Origin of the sequence: Pseudomonas amygdali, assembly GCF_002699855.1 — a bacterium.
GTDB classification, from domain to species: domain Bacteria; phylum Pseudomonadota; class Gammaproteobacteria; order Pseudomonadales; family Pseudomonadaceae; genus Aquipseudomonas; species Aquipseudomonas amygdali.
Genome location: NZ_LKBW01000277.1, coordinates 77,429 through 98,269, shown reverse-complemented (window position 1 = coordinate 98,269; position 20,841 = coordinate 77,429). Strand labels below are relative to the sequence as shown.

At 57.4% G+C, this 20,841-nt stretch carries 20 protein-coding genes and 1 pseudogene; 8 read left to right on the top strand and 13 right to left on the bottom strand.

The genetic code is table 11. The features are described 5' to 3' along the window. A partial coding sequence (locus AO277_RS28810) for a hypothetical protein (protein WP_218962517.1) occupies positions 1–330 on the top strand: 330 nt, incomplete at its 5' end. Positions 331–567: 237 nt separating this feature from the next. On the opposite strand, the gene AO277_RS19815 is transcribed toward AO277_RS28810, so the two are convergent. The 4 genes and pseudogenes from AO277_RS19815 to AO277_RS19800 form a co-directional block, all read right to left on the bottom strand. After that, positions 568–1,695 (bottom strand): sensor histidine kinase, encoded by a 1,128-nt coding sequence (locus AO277_RS19815; RefSeq protein WP_044317563.1) that lies wholly within the window; start codon positions 1,693–1,695, stop codon positions 568–570. Between the two features lie 134 nt (positions 1,696–1,829). After that, a complete protein-coding gene (locus tag AO277_RS19810; RefSeq protein WP_044317564.1) occupies positions 1,830–2,069 on the bottom strand; it encodes a hypothetical protein in 240 nt (79 codons plus the stop codon). Between the two features lie 78 nt (positions 2,070–2,147). Then, positions 2,148–2,615: pseudogene (locus AO277_RS29255) on the bottom strand (S24 family peptidase). Positions 2,616–2,749: 134 nt separating this feature from the next. Continuing rightward, positions 2,750–3,994: a M20/M25/M40 family metallo-hydrolase gene (locus AO277_RS19800; RefSeq protein ID WP_044317565.1), complete on the bottom strand. Its 1,245-nt coding sequence runs from the start codon at positions 3,992–3,994 to the stop codon at positions 2,750–2,752. A 243-nt stretch (positions 3,995–4,237) separates the two neighbouring features. Here AO277_RS19800 and AO277_RS19795 point away from each other — a divergent pair, with 243 nt between their 5' ends. Together AO277_RS19795 and tal are read left to right on the top strand one after the other, a co-directional pair. Beyond that, the gene (locus AO277_RS19795) at positions 4,238–6,607 is read left to right on the top strand and encodes a TonB-dependent siderophore receptor (protein WP_044317566.1); all 2,370 of its coding nucleotides are present in this window, start codon (positions 4,238–4,240) and stop codon (positions 6,605–6,607) included. A gap of 208 nt (positions 6,608–6,815) precedes the next feature. Further along, positions 6,816–7,742, top strand: coding sequence for a transaldolase (gene tal, locus AO277_RS19790; protein ID WP_002552899.1), 927 nt, complete (start codon positions 6,816–6,818; stop codon positions 7,740–7,742). 85 nt (positions 7,743–7,827) lie between these two features. Here the strand turns inward: tal and rssC are convergent, their stop codons facing one another. Together rssC and rssB are read right to left on the bottom strand one after the other, a co-directional pair. After that, on the bottom strand, positions 7,828–8,313 hold the full coding sequence (rssC, locus tag AO277_RS19785) for an anti-sigma factor antagonist RssC (protein ID WP_044317567.1): 486 nt from the start codon (positions 8,311–8,313) through the stop codon (positions 7,828–7,830). Continuing rightward, on the bottom strand, positions 8,310–9,494 hold the full coding sequence (gene rssB / locus AO277_RS19780) for a two-component system response regulator RssB (protein WP_044317568.1): 1,185 nt from the start codon (positions 9,492–9,494) through the stop codon (positions 8,310–8,312). Before rssB ends, rssC begins: the two co-directional genes overlap by 4 nt. 267 nt (positions 9,495–9,761) lie before the next feature. Between rssB and AO277_RS19775 the strand changes: the two genes are divergently transcribed. Further along, positions 9,762–10,061, top strand: coding sequence for a PilZ domain-containing protein (locus AO277_RS19775; protein ID WP_044317569.1), 300 nt, complete (start codon positions 9,762–9,764; stop codon positions 10,059–10,061). A gap of 88 nt (positions 10,062–10,149) precedes the next feature. On the opposite strand, the gene AO277_RS19770 is transcribed toward AO277_RS19775, so the two are convergent. After that, positions 10,150–10,851 carry an MlaA family lipoprotein gene (locus AO277_RS19770; protein ID WP_004659844.1) on the bottom strand — a complete coding sequence of 234 codons (702 nt, stop codon included), beginning with the start codon at positions 10,849–10,851 and terminating at the stop codon, positions 10,150–10,152. Between the two features lie 199 nt (positions 10,852–11,050). Between AO277_RS19770 and pcrP the strand changes: the two genes are divergently transcribed. Both pcrP and AO277_RS19760 read left to right on the top strand, forming a co-directional pair. Continuing rightward, positions 11,051–11,659 (top strand): HAD superfamily inactivated hydrolase PcrP, encoded by a 609-nt coding sequence (gene pcrP, locus AO277_RS19765; protein WP_002552894.1) that lies wholly within the window; start codon positions 11,051–11,053, stop codon positions 11,657–11,659. A 103-nt stretch (positions 11,660–11,762) separates the two neighbouring features. Further along, on the top strand, positions 11,763–12,032 hold the full coding sequence (locus AO277_RS19760) for a DUF4404 family protein (protein ID WP_044317570.1): 270 nt from the start codon (positions 11,763–11,765) through the stop codon (positions 12,030–12,032). Between the two features lie 252 nt (positions 12,033–12,284). On the opposite strand, the gene queF is transcribed toward AO277_RS19760, so the two are convergent. The 4 genes from queF to AO277_RS19740 all read right to left on the bottom strand — a co-directional run bounded on the left by queF (position 12,285) and on the right by AO277_RS19740 (position 16,508). Beyond that, positions 12,285–13,115 (bottom strand): NADPH-dependent 7-cyano-7-deazaguanine reductase QueF, encoded by an 831-nt coding sequence (queF, locus tag AO277_RS19755; RefSeq protein WP_044317571.1) that lies wholly within the window; start codon positions 13,113–13,115, stop codon positions 12,285–12,287. Between the two features lie 130 nt (positions 13,116–13,245). Next, the gene (locus tag AO277_RS19750) at positions 13,246–14,490 is read right to left on the bottom strand and encodes a lipoprotein-releasing ABC transporter permease subunit (protein WP_005744382.1); all 1,245 of its coding nucleotides are present in this window, start codon (positions 14,488–14,490) and stop codon (positions 13,246–13,248) included. Positions 14,491–14,566: 76 nt separating this feature from the next. Then, positions 14,567–15,250 carry a lipoprotein-releasing ABC transporter ATP-binding protein LolD gene (gene lolD, locus AO277_RS19745; protein ID WP_011168252.1) on the bottom strand — a complete coding sequence of 228 codons (684 nt, stop codon included), beginning with the start codon at positions 15,248–15,250 and terminating at the stop codon, positions 14,567–14,569. A gap of 7 nt (positions 15,251–15,257) precedes the next feature. After that, positions 15,258–16,508 (bottom strand): lipoprotein-releasing ABC transporter permease subunit, encoded by a 1,251-nt coding sequence (locus tag AO277_RS19740; RefSeq protein WP_044317572.1) that lies wholly within the window; start codon positions 16,506–16,508, stop codon positions 15,258–15,260. Between the two features lie 102 nt (positions 16,509–16,610). Here AO277_RS19740 and AO277_RS19735 point away from each other — a divergent pair, with 102 nt between their 5' ends. Both AO277_RS19735 and AO277_RS19730 read left to right on the top strand, forming a co-directional pair. After that, positions 16,611–17,198, top strand: coding sequence for a PilZ domain-containing protein (locus AO277_RS19735; RefSeq protein WP_002552888.1), 588 nt, complete (start codon positions 16,611–16,613; stop codon positions 17,196–17,198). Between the two features lie 72 nt (positions 17,199–17,270). Further along, on the top strand, positions 17,271–17,993 hold the full coding sequence (locus AO277_RS19730; RefSeq protein WP_010203821.1) for a glycerophosphodiester phosphodiesterase: 723 nt from the start codon (positions 17,271–17,273) through the stop codon (positions 17,991–17,993). 42 nt (positions 17,994–18,035) lie between these two features. On the opposite strand, the gene sthA is transcribed toward AO277_RS19730, so the two are convergent. Together sthA and AO277_RS19720 are read right to left on the bottom strand one after the other, a co-directional pair. Next, entirely contained in the window at positions 18,036–19,430 is a 1,395-nt protein-coding gene (gene sthA, locus AO277_RS19725; protein ID WP_002552886.1) for a Si-specific NAD(P)(+) transhydrogenase, read from the bottom strand. Between the two features lie 166 nt (positions 19,431–19,596). Continuing rightward, positions 19,597–20,589 carry an FAD:protein FMN transferase gene (locus AO277_RS19720; protein ID WP_161795772.1) on the bottom strand — a complete coding sequence of 331 codons (993 nt, stop codon included), beginning with the start codon at positions 20,587–20,589 and terminating at the stop codon, positions 19,597–19,599. Positions 20,590–20,841 lie beyond the last annotated feature (252 nt).

Sequence of the window (20,841 nt, the reverse complement as noted above, 5' to 3'; positions counted from 1 at the left end):
TTTGGTCGGCATACATGCACCTCTAGCTACATGTTATGCCCGAACACAAAATTTCTGACAGTCTCCGCTGGAGTAGTAAGCACTTGGAAGGCAGCTACCATTAAGACAGTGGCACAGGAAGCAAAAAACAAGTCGGCAGAAACCATTCTTCTCATCAGCCGACGCACGTACGACAAAGTGAATAAAAGCATTTCATATGCGCTGCCTTTTGCCTGCTCAACCTTTGTAATTCCCTTCAATTTTTTAATCCTGCCCATTGTGAAAGGTACTCACATTGCGCTCTCAGGGAGTCGCCATGAACACTACTCAAGCATTCAGAAAACCACATGAACGCGATGAGTTATTCGTCATGCCCAATGCGTGGCGTGAGGGAAGCGTGCTGCCAGTTAGGCAGTCCATGCGCCTAATGCCTATTTTATCGTCACAGCCAGGACAGACTATCTGCTTGGAGCGCATGAGTATTCGTTGAGTGAGGTTGTTACACTTATTTGGCTTGGAGAACACCTGGATTTGCAAAACTGCACAGGTGGTAACTAACACGGTAAGCTCACTCCATCTGTCGGGGGCTCACTCCGCATGCAACGGAATAAACACCGCAAAGGTAGTCCCAAGATCCGCTTTTGACGTCACTTCAATACGCCCGCCATGGGCATCGACGATCTTGGCGACGATGAACAAGCCAAGCCCAAGGCTTGAGTAAGGACCGTTGTCAGTCATTTTCTCGGGCGAGTAGCGATCCATCGGGTTGAAGATGAAAGGAAGCACGTCTTCGGGAATCGGACTGCCTGTGTTATGCACGGTGAACTGAAGCGTGCCGTCAGAAGCTGCCAGCGTTAACTCGACAGGATCGCGGCTGTTGCCGTGCTGTATGGCATTGCCAATGAGGTTAGAGAAGACCTGTTCCAGGCGATCACCATCAAAATTGCCAATGACCGGATCGTTGGAAGTCAGGTGAATATCCGCCTCTGGATTGACCGTACGCGATTCGTCAACGATGCGAGCACAGATGGGCTGGATGTCTGTCTGGGTCTTTTTCAACGGAATGCCGGGACCGATCTGTGACCGTGTGAAGTCGAGCAGATCGCCAACGATCTGATTGGCTCGTTTCACGCTTGAGTAGATCCTTGATGCCACCTTGGTCGGCCGCGCGCCCAGGTCATTGGTACGCAACAGCACGTCTGCACCCAGCAATATGGCACTTAACGGTGTGCGCAAGTCGTGCCCGAGGATGCCCAGAAAGATATTGCGCGAGGCTTGAACCGCACCGGTATAGCTGGAGATGGATTCCGCGAGAGCCTGATCTATTGCTTCGTTGAAGCGGATCATGTCATCCCTCTGCTGCTGGGTGTCCGAGGTCGGGCGCATCATCCACTGTTTTATCACGCTCGCGCGTAACGCTCGAAACTCCGAGACCACCTGATCGATGGTGAAGCCTGACATCAAACGAGTGATCGCATGGCTTTTCGCAGCGGTGTCTTCTTGCGATACGACCTGACCCTGAGATTTGTCGACCTGTTGCTGCGACGACTGATCCGTCCTCAGATCAGTGGCAATGGCTCGAAGCATCTGCTCGGCGTGATCCCTGAGCTCCTTGGTATCCAGAGGCTCACCGAGCGTGGACATGGTGCGCGCGAAGTCGGTCCACTCCAGTACAATAGGCTCGATGTTCTCAAGGATGAAGCCCGATAACCGCATAGCAATTAAAACCCGAAAATGAACCCCGCGAATTGCAGATTCGTGGGGCGAGTTAAACACCAATTCCGATCAAAAAGACGGATACATTTGTTAAATGAATTTCACGCAGACCAGGAAAATATCGAGGCCCGGAGCTAATCGGAAAGCGCTTGTAAACGAGCCTGAACTGCGTCGTCAAAAATGATGTAAAGCGCCTCGGCATCGGCGGGACGCAGCTTTCTGCTTGTCTCAAGACCGTGAATGTAATCGATCTGCAACGCCCCTTCGGCCTCCACGTCAGCGCGGGTGCTGGTTGCCTCGAGCGCTCTCACCAGATCACTGATAGCCCCCTGGACAGCCTTGGGGAGCCGTAACTGGTCAAGTTGTTCCTGCATTCGCTCAATTTCCGGGTTAAAACCATAGGGTCGGCAGCAGATCACGGTGAAGCGTGCAATGCAAGGCCATGAGCCCGATCATCGATGAGCTGAAGAGGCGGTGCGCCCTTCAAGAAGGTTTTTCAGGCTGTAGGTCACTACACCCAGAATAATCAGGTCGTCGTGGTCAGTGACATGCAGTGGTGGATAATCCGGGTGTTCGGATTTGAGGATCACGACATCGCCATGCATGTGCAAACGCCGACACATCTGCCTTGCGTTGAGTGAGGCGACGACGATGTCACCGTGCTCGGCGTACTGACTGCGGTCGACAACCAGCATGTCACCGGTGCGCATGCCGCCTCCCTGCATCCCTTCATCCCTTCATCCCTTCATCCCTTCATCCTCGACCCTGGCCAGATAAACGTGCGGTTCACGGACCTCACAAAGCTCTGCGATAGAGACATGCTTCTCGACCACTGACGACCTGGAGCCGACGGATGACAAGGATAGCAAAGGGAGCTTGATGCCCTCTGCCGACAAGGGGCCAAGGAATGTGACACACATGGGGCGAGCCTTTTATGATTAACTGTATACATATACAGTTAATCGTTTATCAGGCGCCAGGTCAATCTCCACTACCCGACCCATCGACAAATGGCGTGGACTCAACCCGATGCACGGTCAACATCCGCTGACTGTCAGGGCGCCTCACCTTGCGACAAGCGGGTAATCAGCGCCACCGTCAGGTAAAGCCTGGGAGCGATACTCGACAGTTCGATGTACTCATTGTCCGCATGCAAGCCGGCCCCGACAACACCCATGGTTTCCAGCACGGCAGGCTTTGCGCTACCCGGTACGTAGGCGTAGCCCGCATCGGTGCCGAAGCGCATGGCGATCGGCTCGACACTGCGACCGATTTTTTCATAGAGCGTCTGCGCGGTTTTCGCCAGTTGCTCGGAACCCGGATTCCTGGCCAGTGGCGGACGGCCTTTTTCCATGCGCAAGGTCACTTCGGTGCCTTCAACGAGGGTTTTCTTCATAATCCGCTGACCGTCGGCGAGCACCCTGTCGCTCTCGCTCGGATCGGAATAGCGCATGTCCGCCTCGGCCGAAGCGCTGGACGGGATGATGTTGCGCTTCTCACCGCCTTTGACAAGCGTCCAGTTGACGGTCGTACCCTTGCCAGGATCGCCAAGGTCCTTGAGTTGCAGCAGTTGGTGCGCCAACTCGATCGCCGCATTGCGCCCGGCTTCAGGGGCCGAACCTGCGTGTGACGACTTGCCTTTGACGTCGAGGAGCAAGCCATTGATGCCATTGGTGGCGACAGTCACGGCGTCTTTGTCAGGCGGCTCATAGGAAAACACGTAGTCATGCTGGCGAGCGAGTTCGGCTATGACTTTCTTCGACCCGCTGGAGCCGGTTTCCTCGTCCGGATTGAAGAGCACGGTGAGCGTGCCGAAATCCTTGAAATTCTGGTCCTGCAGCAGTTGCAGCGAATGCAGAATCATCGCCACGCCGCCCTTCGCATCTGCCACACCGGGACCATAGGCGCGTTCGCCGTCGAGCCTGAACGGGCGTTTGGCGGCAGTGCCCGGCCCGAAGACCGTGTCGTAATGGACCATTAGCAGAAAGGACCGGGTGCCATTGCCTTTGAACCTGCCAACGATGTTGTCACCCGCAGAAGGGTCTGCCGGCGTGGTGGAAACTTCGGCACCCAATGCCTTGAGACGCTCCACCAGCATCGCGCTGACGGTTTTCAGTCCGGGTGCCTGGCCGGTACCTGTATCGATATCCACGAGTTGCCGGACGGTTTCGAGGTAGGAGTGTTGTTCAGCCTGAGCTTTTTTCAGTAACAGATCAGATGGCAGCTCAGCGGCGATGACGCCCATGGAAAACAATGAAAAGCCGATTGCGGCCGTGGTGGGGAAACGTCGTGAATGCATGCTGGTTCCTTCAGATCATCGCGAGTTGAACAGCATCTTTACCCCAATGCACTGCTCGACGCCACAAGCGAGTCTCATCAGATAAATATGTATGAGAATGTAACTGATAGTGATTAGCATTTAATAAGATATGAAAAATTTGTTAGTCTCGCCCTCCGCTGCCGCCTGTCACGACCTGCCAGCCAGCACGCCATCACCCAGGTTTCCCGCCACGTCCCAGTCCTCCCTGCAGGAATTACCCCAATGCTTCGTCCGTTTCTACCTTCTTTGACCAGCCTCGTGGCTCTCGGTCTGTCGGCCGCCGCTCTGGCCAGCCCCGTTCAACTCGATCTGCCTGCACAGGCGCTTTCCAGGTCGCTCGCACAACTGAGTCAGGCGAGCGGCATGCAGATATCGGTTGATGACCAATTGCTTGCAAGCAAGCAGGCTCCAGCCATCAGAGGCAGCCTGGAGCCGGCTCAGGCATTGAATCAGCTACTGCTGGGCAGCGGCCTTGATGCGCAGGTGCAGGGCAATGCTGCGAGGGTATTCCAGCCATCGAGCGGTGGCTCGCTGACGCTGGGCAATGTGGACATCAGCGCTCAGGCGGGCATTGCAGGAATGGCCACCACAGAAGGCAGCGGTTCGTACACCACGGGCTCGATGAGCAGCGCGACCGGGTTGCCCCTTTCGATTCGCGAGACGCCGCAGTCGGTAAGCGTGATCACTCGCCAGCGAATTGAAGATCAGGGCATGAACGACCTCAATGATGTCGTCAAATATGCACCCGGCGTGACACTGCGCAAATTCGGCTCGGACCGTCAGCAGTTTCTGGCGCGCGGCTTTACCATCGATAACCTGATGTATGACGGTCTGCCGACCATCGTCAGCACCTTTACACTGGATACCATCTCCGGTGCTGACCTGGCCTTGTACGACCGCGTTGAAGTGGTACGCGGCGCTACGGGGCTGATGACCGGTGCAGGCAGCCCCTCGGCGACACTCAATCTGATTCGCAAGCGCCCTACTGCTACCCCGCAAGTCAGCGTGACCAGCAGCGCCGGGAGCTGGGACCGCTACCGTACCGAGGTGGACGCGTCGAACAGGCTCAACGATTCCGGTACGTTACGTGGCCGGGTGGTGGCAGCCTATGAAACGGGCAACAGTTTTGTCGATGAGCTCGATAAAGAGCGTCAGACGTTCTATGGCGTTCTGGAAGCCGACCTTAACGAGTCGACCACCTGGACCATAGGAGCCTCGAAGCAGCGCGATGATGCAACGTCGGACTGGGGCAGCCTGCCATCCGGCCCTAACGGTGAAAACCTTCACCTGCCACGTTCCACCTTCCTCAGTAACGACTGGGCGTATTGGGACAGGGAAAACGTCAGTGTTTTCACGGACCTGACTCATCGCTTCGACAACGGCTGGAGCAGCAAACTGGCGGCGACCAGAATCTGGGCTGAATCCGACATGTACTCCAACTACCTGACCGCCAGTGGCACCGGTTACGGCCAGGCGGCTGGCGAGTACGACACCACAGACGTGCAGACCAGTCTGGATGGTTCGCTGTCCGGTCCATTCCAGCTGTTTGGCCGGCAGCACGAGCTGATGCTCGGCGTCAGTCGGCGCGAAGAAAAGTTTGATCAGAAAGGCGGCTTTTACGGCTCTACACCGGTCGATATCTACACCTTCAACCCCAATCTCATTGCAAAACCGGACCCTGCCACGCGTACCGCCTACGTCAATCAGAACACCGCCACCGAGGAAGGCGTCTACGCCGCCGCACGTTTCAACCCGATTGATCCATTGCACGTTATCGTCGGCAGCCGGGTAAGCTGGTACGACTATCAGAATCGTTCGGCCAGCAATGGTGACTACAAAGTCATTCGTGAGGTCACGCCTTATGCCGGCATCGTCTATGACCTGAACGATACCTACTCGGCCTACGCAAGCTATACCGAGATCTTCAAGCCGCAGAACCAACTGGACGTGGGAGGCGGCGTATTGGACCCGATGACGGGCGAAAGTTACGAAATCGGCCTGAAAGGCGAATACTTCGACGGTGGTCTGAACGCATCGCTTGCAGTCTTCGACATGACCCAGGAAAACCGCGCGTACGCCATCGTCAATCCGCCAGTCACTTGCCAGCAGCAGAATCGCGTCTGCTACGAAGCAGCCGGTGAAGTGCGCAGCCGAGGGATCGACGCAGAAATCAGCGGCCAGCTGACACCTGACTGGCAGGCTTCCGCCTCCTACACACTGGTGTTGAGCCAGTACGTCAAGGACCGGACCAATGACAAGGGCGACCTGTTTGCGCCCAATCAACCGAAACACCTGTTCAAGGCAGCAACGTCCTATCACCTGCCCGGCAACCTGAACAAATGGCGCGTGGGTGTCGACGTTCTGGCGCAAAGCGAGACGTACAACCGGGTCGGCACCGGTCACTCCGAGCAGGACGCCTATGCGGTTGTGGGACTGATGGCAGGCTACCGTTTCGACGAGCACTGGGATGCACGGGTCAATCTCAACAACGTATTCGACGAAAAATACTGGCAGGGCATTCCCTTGGCGACCGGTAGCGGCGTTTACGGTGACCCGCGCAACCTGATGGTCTCGCTGAAGTGGTCGCTCTGACTCTTGCACGCTGCAAGCTGCCTGATGGCCGTTAAATTCACATCAAGGGAACAAGCAGTGCGTGCGAGGCTCAAAAACAGTCTCGACAAAGGTATTCACGACAATGCCGTCCCTCAGGGCCTATCATCGGCAGCAGGAAACGCTGCGGCCTTGAGTGGTCGGCAGCGCTCGGGTAATGTCATCCAACCGCACAGGACAGAACACGCTCATGACTTCCAAGCTGGATCAACTCAAGAAATTCACTACCGTTGTTGCTGATACCGGCGACTTCGGCGCAATCAAAAGCCTCGAACCAGAGGACGCCACCACCAACCCTTCGCTGCTGCTCAAGGCCGCATCCGACGTAAACAACGCTCAGATGCTCGCCGACGCATTCAGCGGTGCCAAGGGTGACATCGGCCTGGCCTGCGACCGCTTTGCAGTCGCCATCGGTCAGGAAATTCTCAAGGTGGTTCCGGGCCGCGTATCCACTGAAGTGGACGCACGCCTCTCGTTCGACACCAATGCCCTGATCGAGCGCAGCGAGCGCTTGATCGGCCTTTACGATGCCGCCGGCATCAAACGTGATCGGGTGCTGATCAAGCTGGCAGCCACGTGGGAAGGTATCCGTGCCGCTGAGAAGCTAGAGAAGGACGGTATTCAGACCAACCTGACGTTGTTGTTCTCCTTCGCCCAGGCAATCGCCTGTGCCGAGGCTGGCGTGTTCCTGATTTCTCCGTTCGTGGGCCGTATCTACGACTGGTACAAGAAATCTTCAGGCATCGACTACGTTGGCGCAGAGGATCCGGGTGTGCAGTCTGTGACGCGCATCTATAACTACTACAAGGCCAACGACTTCAAAACCGTGGTCATGGGGGCAAGCTTCCGCAATCTGAACCAGATCGAACAGCTGGCGGGCTGTGATCGCCTGACCATCAGCACCGACCTGCTCAAGAAACTGGCTGAAGATACCGGTACGCTGGAACGCAAGCTTGCACCGGGCAATGCCGGTGAGGCTCGTCAGAGCCTGACCGAGAGCCAGTTCCGCTGGGCCTCCAATGAAGATGCCATGGCCACTGAAAAACTGGCTGAAGGCATTCGTCAGTTCGCTCGCGATCAGGAAAAGCTGGAAGCGCTGCTCTCCGCAAAAGCCTGATAACGAAAAAGGGCGACACCTTAACGGGTGTCGCCCTTTTTGCTGCCTGTCGTTCAGTGATCAGAAGGACAGACGCCAATGGCGCCTAGCGCTGACCTTCCAGTGCATTGACCAGATCATGGAACGCTTCACGATTCGAGTCGTTAAGGCCCATGAGAATCTTGTGCGCCTCAAGTACCTTGGCCTTTACCACTTTCTCGCACTGATCCTGCGAAGGCAGGTCAGTCAGGCTCTCAGGCCGCGGCAGGGGCCGGTCAACGATGTTGAACACCTGATCAAAGCCCATCGACTGCAACAGGCGCGTGATGTCCTCGTGAGTGGTCACGAGAGTCGGCAACAGTCCAACCTTCTGGCGCGACAGGATCGAAAGTTTGGCCAGCAAGCCAAGCGTTGTGCTGTCAATGCTGCGCGTCTCGGTAAGATCGATGACCACCGCCGAGAAATTCAACGCAGTGAAGATACGCTCGATAGTCGCATCCAGAGCCGAACACAGCGTCAACCGCACTTCACCCACGAACTTGAGAACGAAGGTGCCTTCCTGCTCGGCGAACTGGATTCTACCGGTACTCATTCAAGATTCCTGCTTAACACTAACAAGGCGATATCATCCGGCATCTCCCCTAGCGTTGCCAATTCAAAAACCCGCTGCAAGCCATCCAGGCTGCCGCCAGCCGTCTTGACCAACTTGGGAAGGACGGCTTCTTTCTCTTTGAGTGTATCACCGGGCAACAGATCCAGTATGCCATCAGACAACATGGTCAGACTGAAGGATGCTGGCAGGTCGATTTCGTGATCCTGATAGGTCGCTTCGTTGAACAAACCGACCGGTAGGCCGCGACCTTCCAGATAACGCGCCTGCCCTTCGGAATACAACACCGGCAGTGGCAGATGACCACCCACGGCATACGTCAGTTTACCTGACTCTTCATCAATAACACCGCCGACCATCGTAACGTGCTTGCCCAGCTTGCAACTGATAAGCCCGCGGTTGATATGCCCCAGTACATCCGACGGTTTGAATTCCGGCAGTGTTCCGCCACGCCTGGATTCAAACAGCAGCCGAGTCGTCATGAACTTCAGCAGCACCGTGATGAACGCCGATGAAGCACCGTGACCTGAAACATCTGCCAGGTAGAAGGCAACACGCCGTTCGTCGACCCTGAAGTAATCGACAAAATCGCCGGACAGATACAACGACGGAATGATCTGATGGGCAAACTTGAATTCGTCAATCGACCACGGGGTGATCGGCAACATGTTCATCTGCACTTGCCGACCTGCGTCCTGATCTTCCTGCAACAGGTGAAGACTGGCTTCAAGTTCGCGATTGGCCTTTTCCAGCTTTTCGCGGTAGACCTGGTTTTCAGTAAGCAGACGAGCCCGATCCAGCGCCCGACGCACTGAATGCTCCAGCACGGCAAGATCTTCAAGGGGCTTGATCAGATAATCGGCAGCGCCGAGGCGCAAGGCCTCTACCGCATCGCTCATCACGCCCGCACCGGATACAACGATGACAGGCGTCTGTGGAGCGATGGCGGTGACCTGACGGATCAGCTCAAGCCCGCCCATCTGAGGCATGCGTAGATCGCAGACCACCAGATCGGGGTTCTCTTGCTCGAACATCTGAATTCCCTGCAAGCCACTACTCGCTTGCAGAACGCTGAAGCCACTGTCTTCAAGGTAGGCGGCAAGGCTCGCGCGCACTACGTCGTCGTCATCGATAATCAGCAGCTTGGCACTGGTTTTTGGCATGGGGGCAAACGGCGCCAGATCAGGTTGGCGTAGGCGGCCCGGTGTTTCCGGAACCAGCTTACTGGATTCGCTTCTAGCCTCTCCGTAATAACACGCGACAACTGGATGTGCGTGGCGTGTCTCAGAGGTGCCCTTCAAGGCGCAGACGGTACTCCCATCCGACGGGTGTTTCAAGCATGCTCCTATCCTCACTTTGCGCTCTTTACATCGCAAATCACCCGGAGTTATAAGAACTCACAAATCAGCAACTAAAACGAAGGACTGTACATGAGTGGAAACGATCGCAACTACGAGGAAAAGCGGGATTACATCCGCATGCGCGTCGAAGCAGACGTCAACCTGATCCACGCGGGCCAGGTGATTACCGCCGTATGCATTGACCTTTCCAGCTCAGGCATGCAGGTCCAGGCACCACGCTCATTCCAGGTCGGGGACAAGCTTAGCGTGAGCATCGACTCTGATCATCCTGCGCTCAAGGGACTTGAGGCCGAAACCGAGGTGGTGTGGGTCAATGACGAAGAAGGCGGCGGACAGAAACTGGGGCTTTCCATCGTCTCGATGCGCTGACTGCAGGCGGAATTACTTCACACTTTCAAAAAATAATAAAGGCGACCCAGGGTCGCCTTTATTGATTCACGCAGAGGCAAAGTGTCGATTAAAAATCGTCTTCGACCTTTCCGTCCTTGACCTTGAACTCGCGGTTCTGCAGGTAAGCGTTACGGATGAACGTGTAACGATCACCGCTGACCATACGCTCGGCAGACAGCAGGCTGGCACGCGTATCGATGAGGTTGACGCCCAGCGCCGTGTTACGGGTCGGCACATGATCGATGTAGCGGTATGGAGACGTGTAGGTGTCCGGGTATTTGGCGAAGGCATCACGCACGGTGCTTGGACCCAGCAGCGGAATCACCACGAACGGGCCGCTCGGCACACCCCAGTAGCCCAGTGTCTGGCCAAAATCTTCATCGTTGCGTTGCAGGCCCATGCGGGTACCCACGTCAATGAAACCCAGCAGCCCGAACGTGGTGTTGACGATCAGGCGCGCAGTGTCGACACCGGCCGCTTCAGGCTTGGCTTGCAGCACGTTGTTCGCCAGGTTGCCGACATCGCCGATGTTGTTGAAGAAGTTATGGATACCGTCTTCGACAAATTGTGGCGCGATGTACTGATAACCCTTAGCCAGCGGCTTGAGCGTATAAGCGTCGAGGGTATCGTTGAAGCTGAAAATGGAGCGGTTGATGCCTTCCCACGGGTCATCTTCGGCGGCCTGAACGGCTACCGGCACCAGCGCAATGCCGGCACAGAGGGACAATTGCAGCAAACGCTTGATAAAGCCTGCACCGGTCACGGGCATAGCTGACACTCCTGATCGAGATATCGAAATAATGACGCGGGTGCTACGCCCCACACGCTAGGACAGGGAGTATAAAGCCTTCTGTCATGAATAAGGCAGGTCTGTCAGCAAAGGGTTCCGGATAAACCCCCGTCATCGCACATTCATCGAAGTGTCACAAAATACCGGTAGCGTTTCTGGATATTTCAGAGAGATCCTCATGCTCGCGCCGGTCCTCACGCCTCTGCCAACCTTTCCCGCCCTGCTGTTCGGCCTTAGCGGCTGTCTGGTGGACTTCGGTGCGCAGGCCGCGACCTCGCTTACACCAGGCAATGAGCTCACACAGCTCACACCTGGCGCAAAGGATATTCTGCGGACTCTGCGTGATCAGGGAATGCCTTGCGCCTGGCTTGACGAGCTGCCTGAAACCGTCAGCGCTACGCTGGCTGAACCAGTAAGTGACTGGATGATTCCCGCCCCTCGCCCAACCGCCAAATGGCCCGCCCCGGATGCTTGCTGGATGGCGCTGATGGCCCTGAAGGTCAGCCAGCTGGATGGCTGCGTGCTGATCAGCGGCGACCCACGCCTGTTGCAGTCCGGGCTGAATGCCGGGCTGTGGACCATTGGCCTGGCGTCTTGCGGGCCACTGTGCGGACTTTCGCCTTCGCAATGGCAGGCACTGAGTGACGCCGAACGCGAGCAGCGACGCGCGCAGGCCACGCTCAAACTCTATTCGCTGGGAGTACACTCGGTCATTGATCACCTTGGCGATCTGGAGTTCTGCCTGGCCGATATCGCATTACGCCGCAGCAAAGGTGAAAAACCCTGATACACATGCAGCCAGGCACTGACTGGATTAGTCTTGAGTGATCATGGACCTTTAGCTCTTCGGCGAAGTCCATGAGACAGACTTATCAATCAAGGAGCACGTCATGCCCGCCCGCGAACTGCAAGAACAACTCAACACCCTGCGCGAGCAACTGGAGCATAACCCCCCGCTTTCGGAGTCTGACCGGGAAAACCTGCACGAACTCATGCAACAAATCGAAACTAAAATTCAGCTGGAACACCCCACTCATGAACAGGACAGCAGTCTGGCTGACGGCGTGAACCTGGCCGTCGAGCGTTTCGAGCTGGAGCATCCGACCATCGCTGGCACCTTGCGCAACATCGTGCAGACGCTGGGCAATATCGGAGTCTGATGGGGAATGCCGCTCTGCTGACTCTGCGTCCGGCCGCTGCTGCATGGTGAGGCGTAGAGTTGTGACGCAGAGCGTCACCCAACGCATGCCGACGCGGAGCGTCGGCACGATAATCCTGAACCTGGAAATATCAGTCAGTGGGTAACGACGCGCTGCATCGGCACTGATGGACACAGACAACTATCGTTCCACACTCCGCGTGGGAATGCCGTTCCGGACGCTCTGCGTCGACGCCCTTGGCGGCAGACGCTACTACTGCCGCGCCAGCCTGTGATTGTCCACATTGAGCGTTTCTGTGCTGCGATACGGGTTGATATCCAGACCACCGCGGCGCACGTAGCGTGCATAAACCGTCAGTTTTTCCGGTTTGAGCAAACGCTGCAGGTCGAGGAAGATTCTTTCCACACACTGCTCGTGAAAGTCCGAATGCTGGCGGAAGCTGACGATATACGCCAACAGGCTGCGGTGATCCAGCGCCGCCCCGCGATACTCGACCACTACACTGCCCCAGTCGGGCTGACTGGTGACCGGGCAGTTGGATTTGAGCAAATGACTGTGCACGCTCTCTTCGATAATTCGCGACTCATCGCAGCGCAGCAGCTCAGGCTGAGGGCGATCGTAGCTACTGACCGTGATATCCAGATCGTCGATGCAGACGCCCGGCAAAGTCGCCACACCCTCCCCCTCAATGTCGCTCAGGCTGCGAATGCGCACGCCAACCGGCTTGCCGGCCGCAGCTGACAGATCCTGCTCAAGGGTTGCCTGCACTTGCTCAACGGTAGCGAAGGCGGTCTGATTCAACGAGTTTAGGTACAGCTTGAAGGACTTCGATTCGATGATGTTCGGCGAATCGGCCGGAATGCTGAACTCGGCAATGGCCACCACCGGTTTGCCGGATGGCAGCAGCCAGGACAACTCGTAACAATTCCAGAAATCGACACCCTGATAAGGCAGCGTCTGAGCCGTCAGCCCAAGCTCCGCCCATTTTGCAGCACGGGGGATCGGGAACAGCAAAGATGGCGTATAGGTGGCGATGTACTCACTGGACTTGCCCAGCGGCGAGTGTTCGGCTGCGGGATGCATGGCGATACCTGGATCATGAATTAACGCGGCGAGTTTATAGCGTTTGCGCAGGGCTTTCAGCGAAAATCCGCTTCAGCCCGCAGCCGTCGCGGGCCGCAATGCAGCCTCGACGAGGGCGACCCGGTTCTGATCACTCATAACGCAATGCATGCGCAGGCTGGATCTGCGCGGCGCGCCAGGCTGGGTAGATCGTGGCCAGAAAGCTCAGGATAAAACCGGCACTGCAGATCAGCAGCACATCGCCGCCCTGCAATTGGGAAGGCAGGTTGCTGATGAAGTACACGTCGGAACTGAAGATGTGCTGGCCACTGACCCGCTCGACCCAACCCACCAGACTGCTGACGTTCAGCGCGGCAATAATGCCCAGCACGCCGCCGATCAGGGTGCCGACAATACCGATCACAGTGCCCTGGACCATGAAGATCGCCATTATTTGCCGGGGCGTAGCGCCGATGGTGCGCAGAATGGCGATGTCCGCGCCCTTGTCATTGACCACCATGATCAGCGTGGCAATGATGTTGAACGCCGCAACCGCAACGATCATCAGCAGCAAAAGGCCGATCATGGTCTTTTCCATTTTCATGGCGCTGAACAGGCTTCCCTGAGTGTGGGTCCAGTCATCGGCGTGATACCCGGCACCCAGACCGGCAGCAATGGCTGTGGACACCTGAGGCGCCTTGTACAGGTCCTTGAGCGCCAGTCGCACGCCTTGAACCTGATTGGGTTGCCAGCGTTGCATCTGCGCGGCGTCGGCAATGTTGATCAAGCCCATCGAGCCGTCCAGCTCGGCACCGACCTTGAAAATACCCACGACGGTCAAGCGTTGCAGGCGCGGCGTGATGCCGCCTGGCGCACTGCTGACTTCCGGTACGATAAGGGTCAGCTTGTCGCCGATGCTCAGGCGAAAGCGGCGCGCGGTTATATCGCCAAGTACCACACCAAATTCGCCCGGCTTGAGGTCTTCAAGACTTCCACGCGTAATGTGCTGAGTGACAATCGACACTTCATGCTCCAGCGCCGGGTCAACGCCGCTGATCTGGATAGGCTGCATCGAGCCCTTGTAGGACAGCATGCCTTCCATGTCGGTAAACGGTACAGCAGCGGTGACTTCAGGATTTTTCAACGCAGCGTCGGCCAGCGGTTTCCAGTCATCCACCGGTGTGGCGCCTGCGATAACCGCATGCGGCACCATGCCCAGAATCCGCGAACTCATTTCCCGCTGGAAACCGTTCATGACCGACAGCACCACGATCATCGCCAGCACACCGAGTGCCAGCCCGATCATCGAAGTCATCGAAATGAACGAGATGAAGCTTTTGCGGCGTTTGGCGCGGGTATAGCGCATGCCGATGAAGATGGGTAACGGTCTGAACATTCGCGAAGCACCGTGGGAAAAAACACCGTATAAAAACGTAGAGCCCGACGCGATGAGTTGCGCCGGGCCGGGTCAATCAGGCCTCGACGAGGCGGCCGTCTTCCAGACGCAGAACGCGGTCCATTTGTCTGGCGAGGCTCATGTCGTGGGTCACGATCAGAAACGCCGTGCGCGATGACGTGCTCAACTCACGCATCAGGTCCTGAATGCCCTGCGCGGTGTGGTGATCGAGGTTGCCGGTCGGCTCGTCAAGCATCACCAGACCGGGCTGATTGATCAAGGCACGAGCAATGGCCACACGCTGCCGCTCGCCACCGGAAAGCTCCGAAGGCTTGTGCGCCAGACGATGGCCGAGGCCGACACGTTCGAGCAACGCGGTGGAGCGTTTGCGGGCCTCGGGTATCGCCGTACGGCCGATCAGCAAGGGCATGCAGACGTTTTCCAGCGCCGTGAATTCGGGCAGCAAATGGTGAAACTGGTAGACAAAACCCAACGCGCGGTTACGCAGCAGGCCACGCGCCTTTTCGCCCAGCGCCGACAATTCTTCGCCCGCCAGCCAGACGCTGCCTTCAGAAGGTGTGTCCAGGCCGCCCAGAAGATTGAGCAAAGTACTTTTGCCCGACCCCGAACTGCCGACAATAGCCACCCGCTCACCGGGATGCAGCTCCAGTTGCAGACCAGACAACACCACGACCGACTCCGGGCCTTCCTCGTAGGATTTACCCAGGTTGCGGCAACTCAATACTGCTTTATCAGACATGCCCGACTCACTCATAACGTAACGCCTCCGCCGGCTGGGTGCGCGCAGCACGCCAGGCGGGATACAGGGTGGCGAGGAAACTCAGGACCAACGCCGCACCGCAGACCTGGAACACGTCCTGGGCCATCAGTTGCGAAGGCAGGTAATCAATGAAATAGACGTCGGCGTTGAGAAACTTGTGGCCGATCAGCCCTTCCAGCGCAGCGATGGCAGCACTGACGTTAAGCGCGGCAAGGATGCCCAGCGCAGCGCCGATCAGCGTACCGACCACCCCGATCACCGTGCCCTGCACCATGAAGATCGCCATGATCTGCCGCGGTGTCGCGCCCAGTGTGCGCAAAATGGCGATATCGCCCTTCTTGTCATTGACCACCATCACCAGCGTGGAAATGGTGTTGAATGCCGCAACGGCCACAATCAGCAACAGCAACAGGCCAATCATGGCTTTTTCCATGCGGATGGCCTGATAGAGGTTGCCGTGGGTGCGTGTCCAGTCACGGGAATAGAAATTGTTTTCGCCCAGTTTCTGGGCGATTTCCCACGAAGTACGCGGCGCTGCAAACAGATCATCGAACTTGAGCCGCAGGCCCTGCACCTGATTGGGCTTCCAGCGGTGCAGACGGGCCAGGTCATCGAGGTTGGTCAGCCCCAGAAAGCCGTCGATTTCGCCAGCGCCGACATGAAAGATACCGGTCACCTCGAAACGCTTCATGCGCGGGAACATGCCGGCAGGCGTGACAGTCACCTCAGGCGCGACAAAGGTCAGTTTGTCGCCGACCACGACGCCCAGTTTGGCAGCCGCCTTGTCGCCGATCATGATGCCGAAACTGCCGGGAGACAGGCTGTCGAGCTGGCCCTGCTTGATGAAGTGGTCAATGATCGAGACCTTGCGCTCCTCGGCCGGGTCGATGCCATTGAGCAGCACCTTCTGAACCTTGCCGTCGTGGGTCAGCAAACCCTGCATTTGGGTGAATGGCGCAACGGCCAGCACCTGCGGGTTTTCCTGAACCTTCGCGGCCAGGCCACGCCAGTCGGTGATCGGGTCAGCCGATTCGATGGTCGCGTGCGGCACCATGCCCAGCACGCGGGTACGCATTTCGTGATCGAAGCCATTCATCACCGATAACACGACTATCATCACTACCACGCCGAGGGCGAGGCCGATCATGGACGTCAGAGAGATGAACGAAACAAAATGGTTGCGTCGCTTGGCACGTGTGTAGCGCGTGCCGATAAATACAAAAAGAGGTCTGAACATGTAGGAATTTGTTCGCAGGAATGAGGACGTCCATGTGGCGGGCCTTGACGTGCAGCTTTACACTCGAAACTCTCAGACCACCGCCGCTAGCTTGGGTTCGCCATGTCGACATTAGATGAAGCAGGACGCCGCGAATACTACCGTATCGACGACAGCGTCGCACTGGAAATTAACCCCCTGTCTGGTGCCGACCAGGCAAGTCAGGACGCCATGCAGGACACCTCGACACTGTTCGACCTGCTCAGCGAGCTGCACGTCAGCGAGTTCGAATCACAGCATTTGATGCGCCAACTCGACGAGCGCGACCGGGTGCTGAACAGTTTTCTCAAGTCGTTGAGCAAGCGCATCGACCTGCTGGGCGAAGTGGTTGCACACACGGCACTGGGCAAACTGGGCGCTCCACAGCCGGTAAAACTGTCCGAAGGCGGCATTCAATTCAATTCACAACAAGGTTTTGCCGTGGGCGAACAGCTGTCGATCAAGATGGTGCTGATGCCCCAGGCGGCAGGTCTGATGCTGCGCGCCAGGGTCAGCCAGTGCGATGCACGGGCAGATGGCGGTTTTGACATCAGCACCGACTTCGTCAACCTGCCGGACGCTCAACGTCAATTGCTCGCACGGCACGTGTTGCAGCGTCAGGCTCAGCATCGACGCCAGGCCCTTGAACAGGGTCAGCCATCCGGCAATTGAGTTTCCGGTATATCTCTTTTCACCTCATCATTTTCATATCAGCAGTGGGTGCCTTAACGGCCAGGAGTAAACGTGACCCTTATCTACGGCCACCGCGGCGCCAAGGGCGAAGCACCGGAAAACACCCTGGTCAGCTTCCAGGAATGCATCAAGCACGGCGTGCGCCGCTGTGAACTGGACCTGCATCTTTCACTGGACGGAGAGTTGATGGTCATTCACGACCCGACCCTCAAGCGCACCACCGACCGACGCGGCAAGGTCAATGAGCATCTGGCCGCCGACCTGGTGACCTATGACGCGCGCAAAGGTGGCCCCGGCTGGGTCTCGCCCTGCCCGATTCCGCGTCTTGAAGAGTTGTTCGAGCAATGCGATTTCGAGCACTGGCAACTGGAAGTCAAAAGCGCTTCACGCACCCGCGCCGCCAACACCGTTCTGGCCATTCGTGAAATGGCTCAGCGTCATGGCTTGCTCGACAAGGTCACCATCACTTCCAGCTCTCGTGAAGTGTTGCGCGCCGCCCTCGACCTGACGCCGGACATATCGCGCGGACTGGTGGCCGAGTACGCCTGGCTCGACCCGTTGAAGGTCGCGCAAAGCTACGGCTGTGAAATTCTGGCATTGAACTGGACACTGTGTACCCCGGAGCGCCTGCAGAAAGCACAGCGTCAGGGCCTGCATGTGTCAGTGTGGACAGTCAACGAGCCTGCACTGATGCGCAGGCTCGCTGATTTCGGCGTCGACAGCCTGATTACAGACTTTCCCGGTTTGGCCACCGCCACGCTCGGGAGTCGCTGAAATCGGTCTCCCCGGCCGGCTCAGGCCACCGGCCGGAGTCGCTTAAAAAAGCCGGTTGAGGCCGTCGTATGCCGCTACCCGATAGGCTTCGGCCATGGTCGGGTAGTTGAACGTGGTGTTGACGAAGTACTTCATGGTGTTCGCTTCACCCGGCTGGCTCATGATCGCCTGACCGATGTGCACGATCTCGGACGCCTGGTCACCGAAGCAATGCACGCCCAGCACTTCCAGCGTCTCGCGGTGGAACAGGATCTTCAGCATCCCGACCCGCTCACCGGAAATCTGCGCACGGGCCATGCCCTTGAAGAACGCCTTGCCCACTTCGTACGGCACCTTGGCCTGGGTCAGCTCGTGCTCGTTCTTGCCGATCGAACTGATCTCCGGAATGGTATAGATCCCGGTCGGTACGTCGTTGACATAGCGCCAGCTGCCGTTGTCGACCATGCTCCCAGCCGCCGAGCGGCCCTGATCGTAGGCAGCGCTCGCCAGACTTGGCCAGCCGATAACGTCGCCTGCGCCATAGACATTGGAAACGCTGGTGCGATAGTTCTCGTCCACCTCGATCTGGCCACGACCGTTGGCCTTGAGACCAATGTTTTCCAGCCCCAGCTTGTCGGTGTTGCCGGTACGGCCATTGCACCACAGCAAGGCATCTGCCTTGATTTTCTTGCCGGACTTGAGGTGCAGGACAACGCCGTTATCCAGACCTTCGACCTTCTCGTATTCTTCGTTGTGGCGAACCATCACGTTGTTATTGCTGAAGTGATAACTCAATGCCTGAGAGATTTCCGAATCCAGGAAGCTCAGCAACTGGTCACGGTTGTCCACCAGCTCGACCAGAACACCCAGACCGCTGAAGATCGAGGCGTATTCACAGCCTATCACACCGGCGCCATAAATGATCAGCTTACGCGGGGTGTGCCCCAGGCTGAGGATGGTGTCGCTGTCGTAGATGCGCTTGTGACTGAAATCGATGTCGGCCGGACGATAGGGGCGCGAACCGGTGGCGATGATGATCTGGTTGGCCACCAGCTTTTCCACCACACCGTTGGTGCAGACCACGTTGATGCTGGTCTCGTCGGCAAAACTGCCGGTGCCGAAGAACACATCGACACGGTTGCGGGCGTAGTAACTGGTGCGCGAGGCCACCTGTTTGGAAATGACCATTTCGGCGTTTTTCAACACATCCGGAAACGAAAACCAGCGCGGCTCGCCAATGGCCCGGAACATCGGATTGGTGTTGAACTGAATGATCTGCTTGACCGAGTGACGCAGAGCCTTGGACGGAATGGTGCCCAAATGGGTGCAGTTACCGCCCACTTGCCGACGGCTGTCGACCATGGCGACCTTGCGCCCCGCCTTGGCGGCGTTCATTGCCGCGCCTTCTCCGGCAGGGCCGGAACCCAGTACCACTACGTCGTAGTTGTAGACAGCCATGCGTACTCCTTTAAACAGACCGAGGCGCCACTCTGGCATCTCTGGCTAAATCACGCGGCGCAGTCTAGCGCTGCACCGAGGCGGCGAACATTAACCCTTGGTCGCGTCGAAGGCCAATTTTTGTCTGTGCAGAGAAGCAATTGACCGGAAGTTCCGGCCTCTTGACTTACCGCGGCTGCTCCACCGCCAGACGATCAAACGACGCGTTGCTGCGAATGATAAAGCGCTTATCGGCACGAATCACAAAAAAAGCAGGGATTTTATGTTCTTGCGCATAATTCCAGCCGCGCCGCGGGCCGAGAATCAACAGCAGTGAGGAGAGGCCGTCAGCCATCAGCGCCGAGGGATGAATGACCGTCACCGACGCCAGACTGTGGCTGATCGGCTTACCGGTCAAGGCATCGAGCGTATCGGAAATGCGCCACCCGTCATGATCGGCGTAACGACGATAGTCGCCCGACGTAGACACGGCGTAGCCCTTCAGTGGAAATACTTTTTGCGTGACATTGCCATCATCGAGTGGCGCGTCCAGCGTCACCCTCCAGGGCGAACCGTCGGGCTTGAGCCCGCTGACTTTCAGTTCACCCGTGGCTTGCACCAGATAATCGTGCAACCCCAGCTTTTCCATGCGCTCGCTGATGCGATCTACCGCATAACCGGCGGCAATACTGTTGAGGTCCACTTGCACAGCGGCGCTTTTGCACAACTGCTGCCCGACGACACGCAGACCGCGATAGCCCACCGTCGCCCGAGTGCGGGCCAACTGGCGCACCAGCGGCATTTGCTCAAACAGTGCATGAGCGCCCAGCCCCCACAGGTCCATCAGCGGCTTCACCGTCAGGTCGAACGCACCATCACTGTCCCGTGACAGCTGCTCGCCAACACCGATCAGTTTCAAAACCGGTTCGGGCATGGTCTGGCAGCTATTGGCAGGCAATGCATTGAAAAGCTCGATATCCGAGTCACTGCGCCAAAGCGACATCTGTTGATCGACTTCGGCCAGAATCGATTCGATCTGCGGGCGCACGACATCAGGTTCAGGCTGCCCGGAAGCGCGCACGTATACCACTGAATAATGACTGCCCATGGCCGGCCCGCCAAAGCTTTCCAGCTTGCGTTCCTGACCGCAACCACCGCACCCCAGCAGCACCAGGTACACTGCAACCCTGCAAAACCCACGCAAACTGATGCCCCGCACTAAAAAAACCTTTCAGAGTGACTTGCCATCATTGGCAGGCAAGACAGAAACCTTCCGTAGCGGCCCGCTCGGACCAGGGCCGGGCTTCACCCATATGAGGCCGACCAAAGCATTGAGTTGTCAGTGTCGGGCTTATGGTTCCCATACAGCATGTCTGTTCATCCGGTTTCATCTAGTTGGTACGCCGTGCACGCATCGACCGGTCATACCTGT

What these genes read in the sequence shown, in the direction of transcription:
- AO277_RS19740 (WP_044317572.1), bottom strand. Translation starts at nt 16,508, where the DNA reads ATGTTCAGACCTCTTTTTGTATTTATCGGCACGCGCTACACACGTGCC.
- sthA (WP_002552886.1), bottom strand. Translation starts at nt 19,430, where the DNA reads ATGGCTGTCTACAACTACGACGTAGTGGTACTGGGTTCCGGCCCTGCC.
- AO277_RS19750 (WP_005744382.1), bottom strand. Translation starts at nt 14,490, where the DNA reads ATGTTCAGACCGTTACCCATCTTCATCGGCATGCGCTATACCCGCGCC.
- AO277_RS19735 (WP_002552888.1), top strand. Translation starts at nt 16,611, where the DNA reads ATGTCGACATTAGATGAAGCAGGACGCCGCGAATACTACCGTATCGAC.
- AO277_RS19815 (WP_044317563.1), bottom strand. Translation starts at nt 1,695, where the DNA reads ATGCGGTTATCGGGCTTCATCCTTGAGAACATCGAGCCTATTGTACTG.
- pcrP (WP_002552894.1), top strand. Translation starts at nt 11,051, where the DNA reads ATGCTCGCGCCGGTCCTCACGCCTCTGCCAACCTTTCCCGCCCTGCTG.
- lolD (WP_011168252.1), bottom strand. Translation starts at nt 15,250, where the DNA reads ATGTCTGATAAAGCAGTATTGAGTTGCCGCAACCTGGGTAAATCCTAC.
- AO277_RS19810 (WP_044317564.1), bottom strand. Translation starts at nt 2,069, where the DNA reads ATGCAGGAACAACTTGACCAGTTACGGCTCCCCAAGGCTGTCCAGGGG.
- AO277_RS19760 (WP_044317570.1), top strand. Translation starts at nt 11,763, where the DNA reads ATGCCCGCCCGCGAACTGCAAGAACAACTCAACACCCTGCGCGAGCAA.
- queF (WP_044317571.1), bottom strand. Translation starts at nt 13,115, where the DNA reads ATGCATCCCGCAGCCGAACACTCGCCGCTGGGCAAGTCCAGTGAGTAC.
- AO277_RS19795 (WP_044317566.1), top strand. Translation starts at nt 4,238, where the DNA reads ATGCTTCGTCCGTTTCTACCTTCTTTGACCAGCCTCGTGGCTCTCGGT.
- rssB (WP_044317568.1), bottom strand. Translation starts at nt 9,494, where the DNA reads ATGCCAAAAACCAGTGCCAAGCTGCTGATTATCGATGACGACGACGTA.
- AO277_RS19800 (WP_044317565.1), bottom strand. Translation starts at nt 3,994, where the DNA reads ATGCATTCACGACGTTTCCCCACCACGGCCGCAATCGGCTTTTCATTG.
- rssC (WP_044317567.1), bottom strand. Translation starts at nt 8,313, where the DNA reads ATGAGTACCGGTAGAATCCAGTTCGCCGAGCAGGAAGGCACCTTCGTT.
- tal (WP_002552899.1), top strand. Translation starts at nt 6,816, where the DNA reads ATGACTTCCAAGCTGGATCAACTCAAGAAATTCACTACCGTTGTTGCT.
- AO277_RS19775 (WP_044317569.1), top strand. Translation starts at nt 9,762, where the DNA reads ATGAGTGGAAACGATCGCAACTACGAGGAAAAGCGGGATTACATCCGC.
- AO277_RS19770 (WP_004659844.1), bottom strand. Translation starts at nt 10,851, where the DNA reads ATGCCCGTGACCGGTGCAGGCTTTATCAAGCGTTTGCTGCAATTGTCC.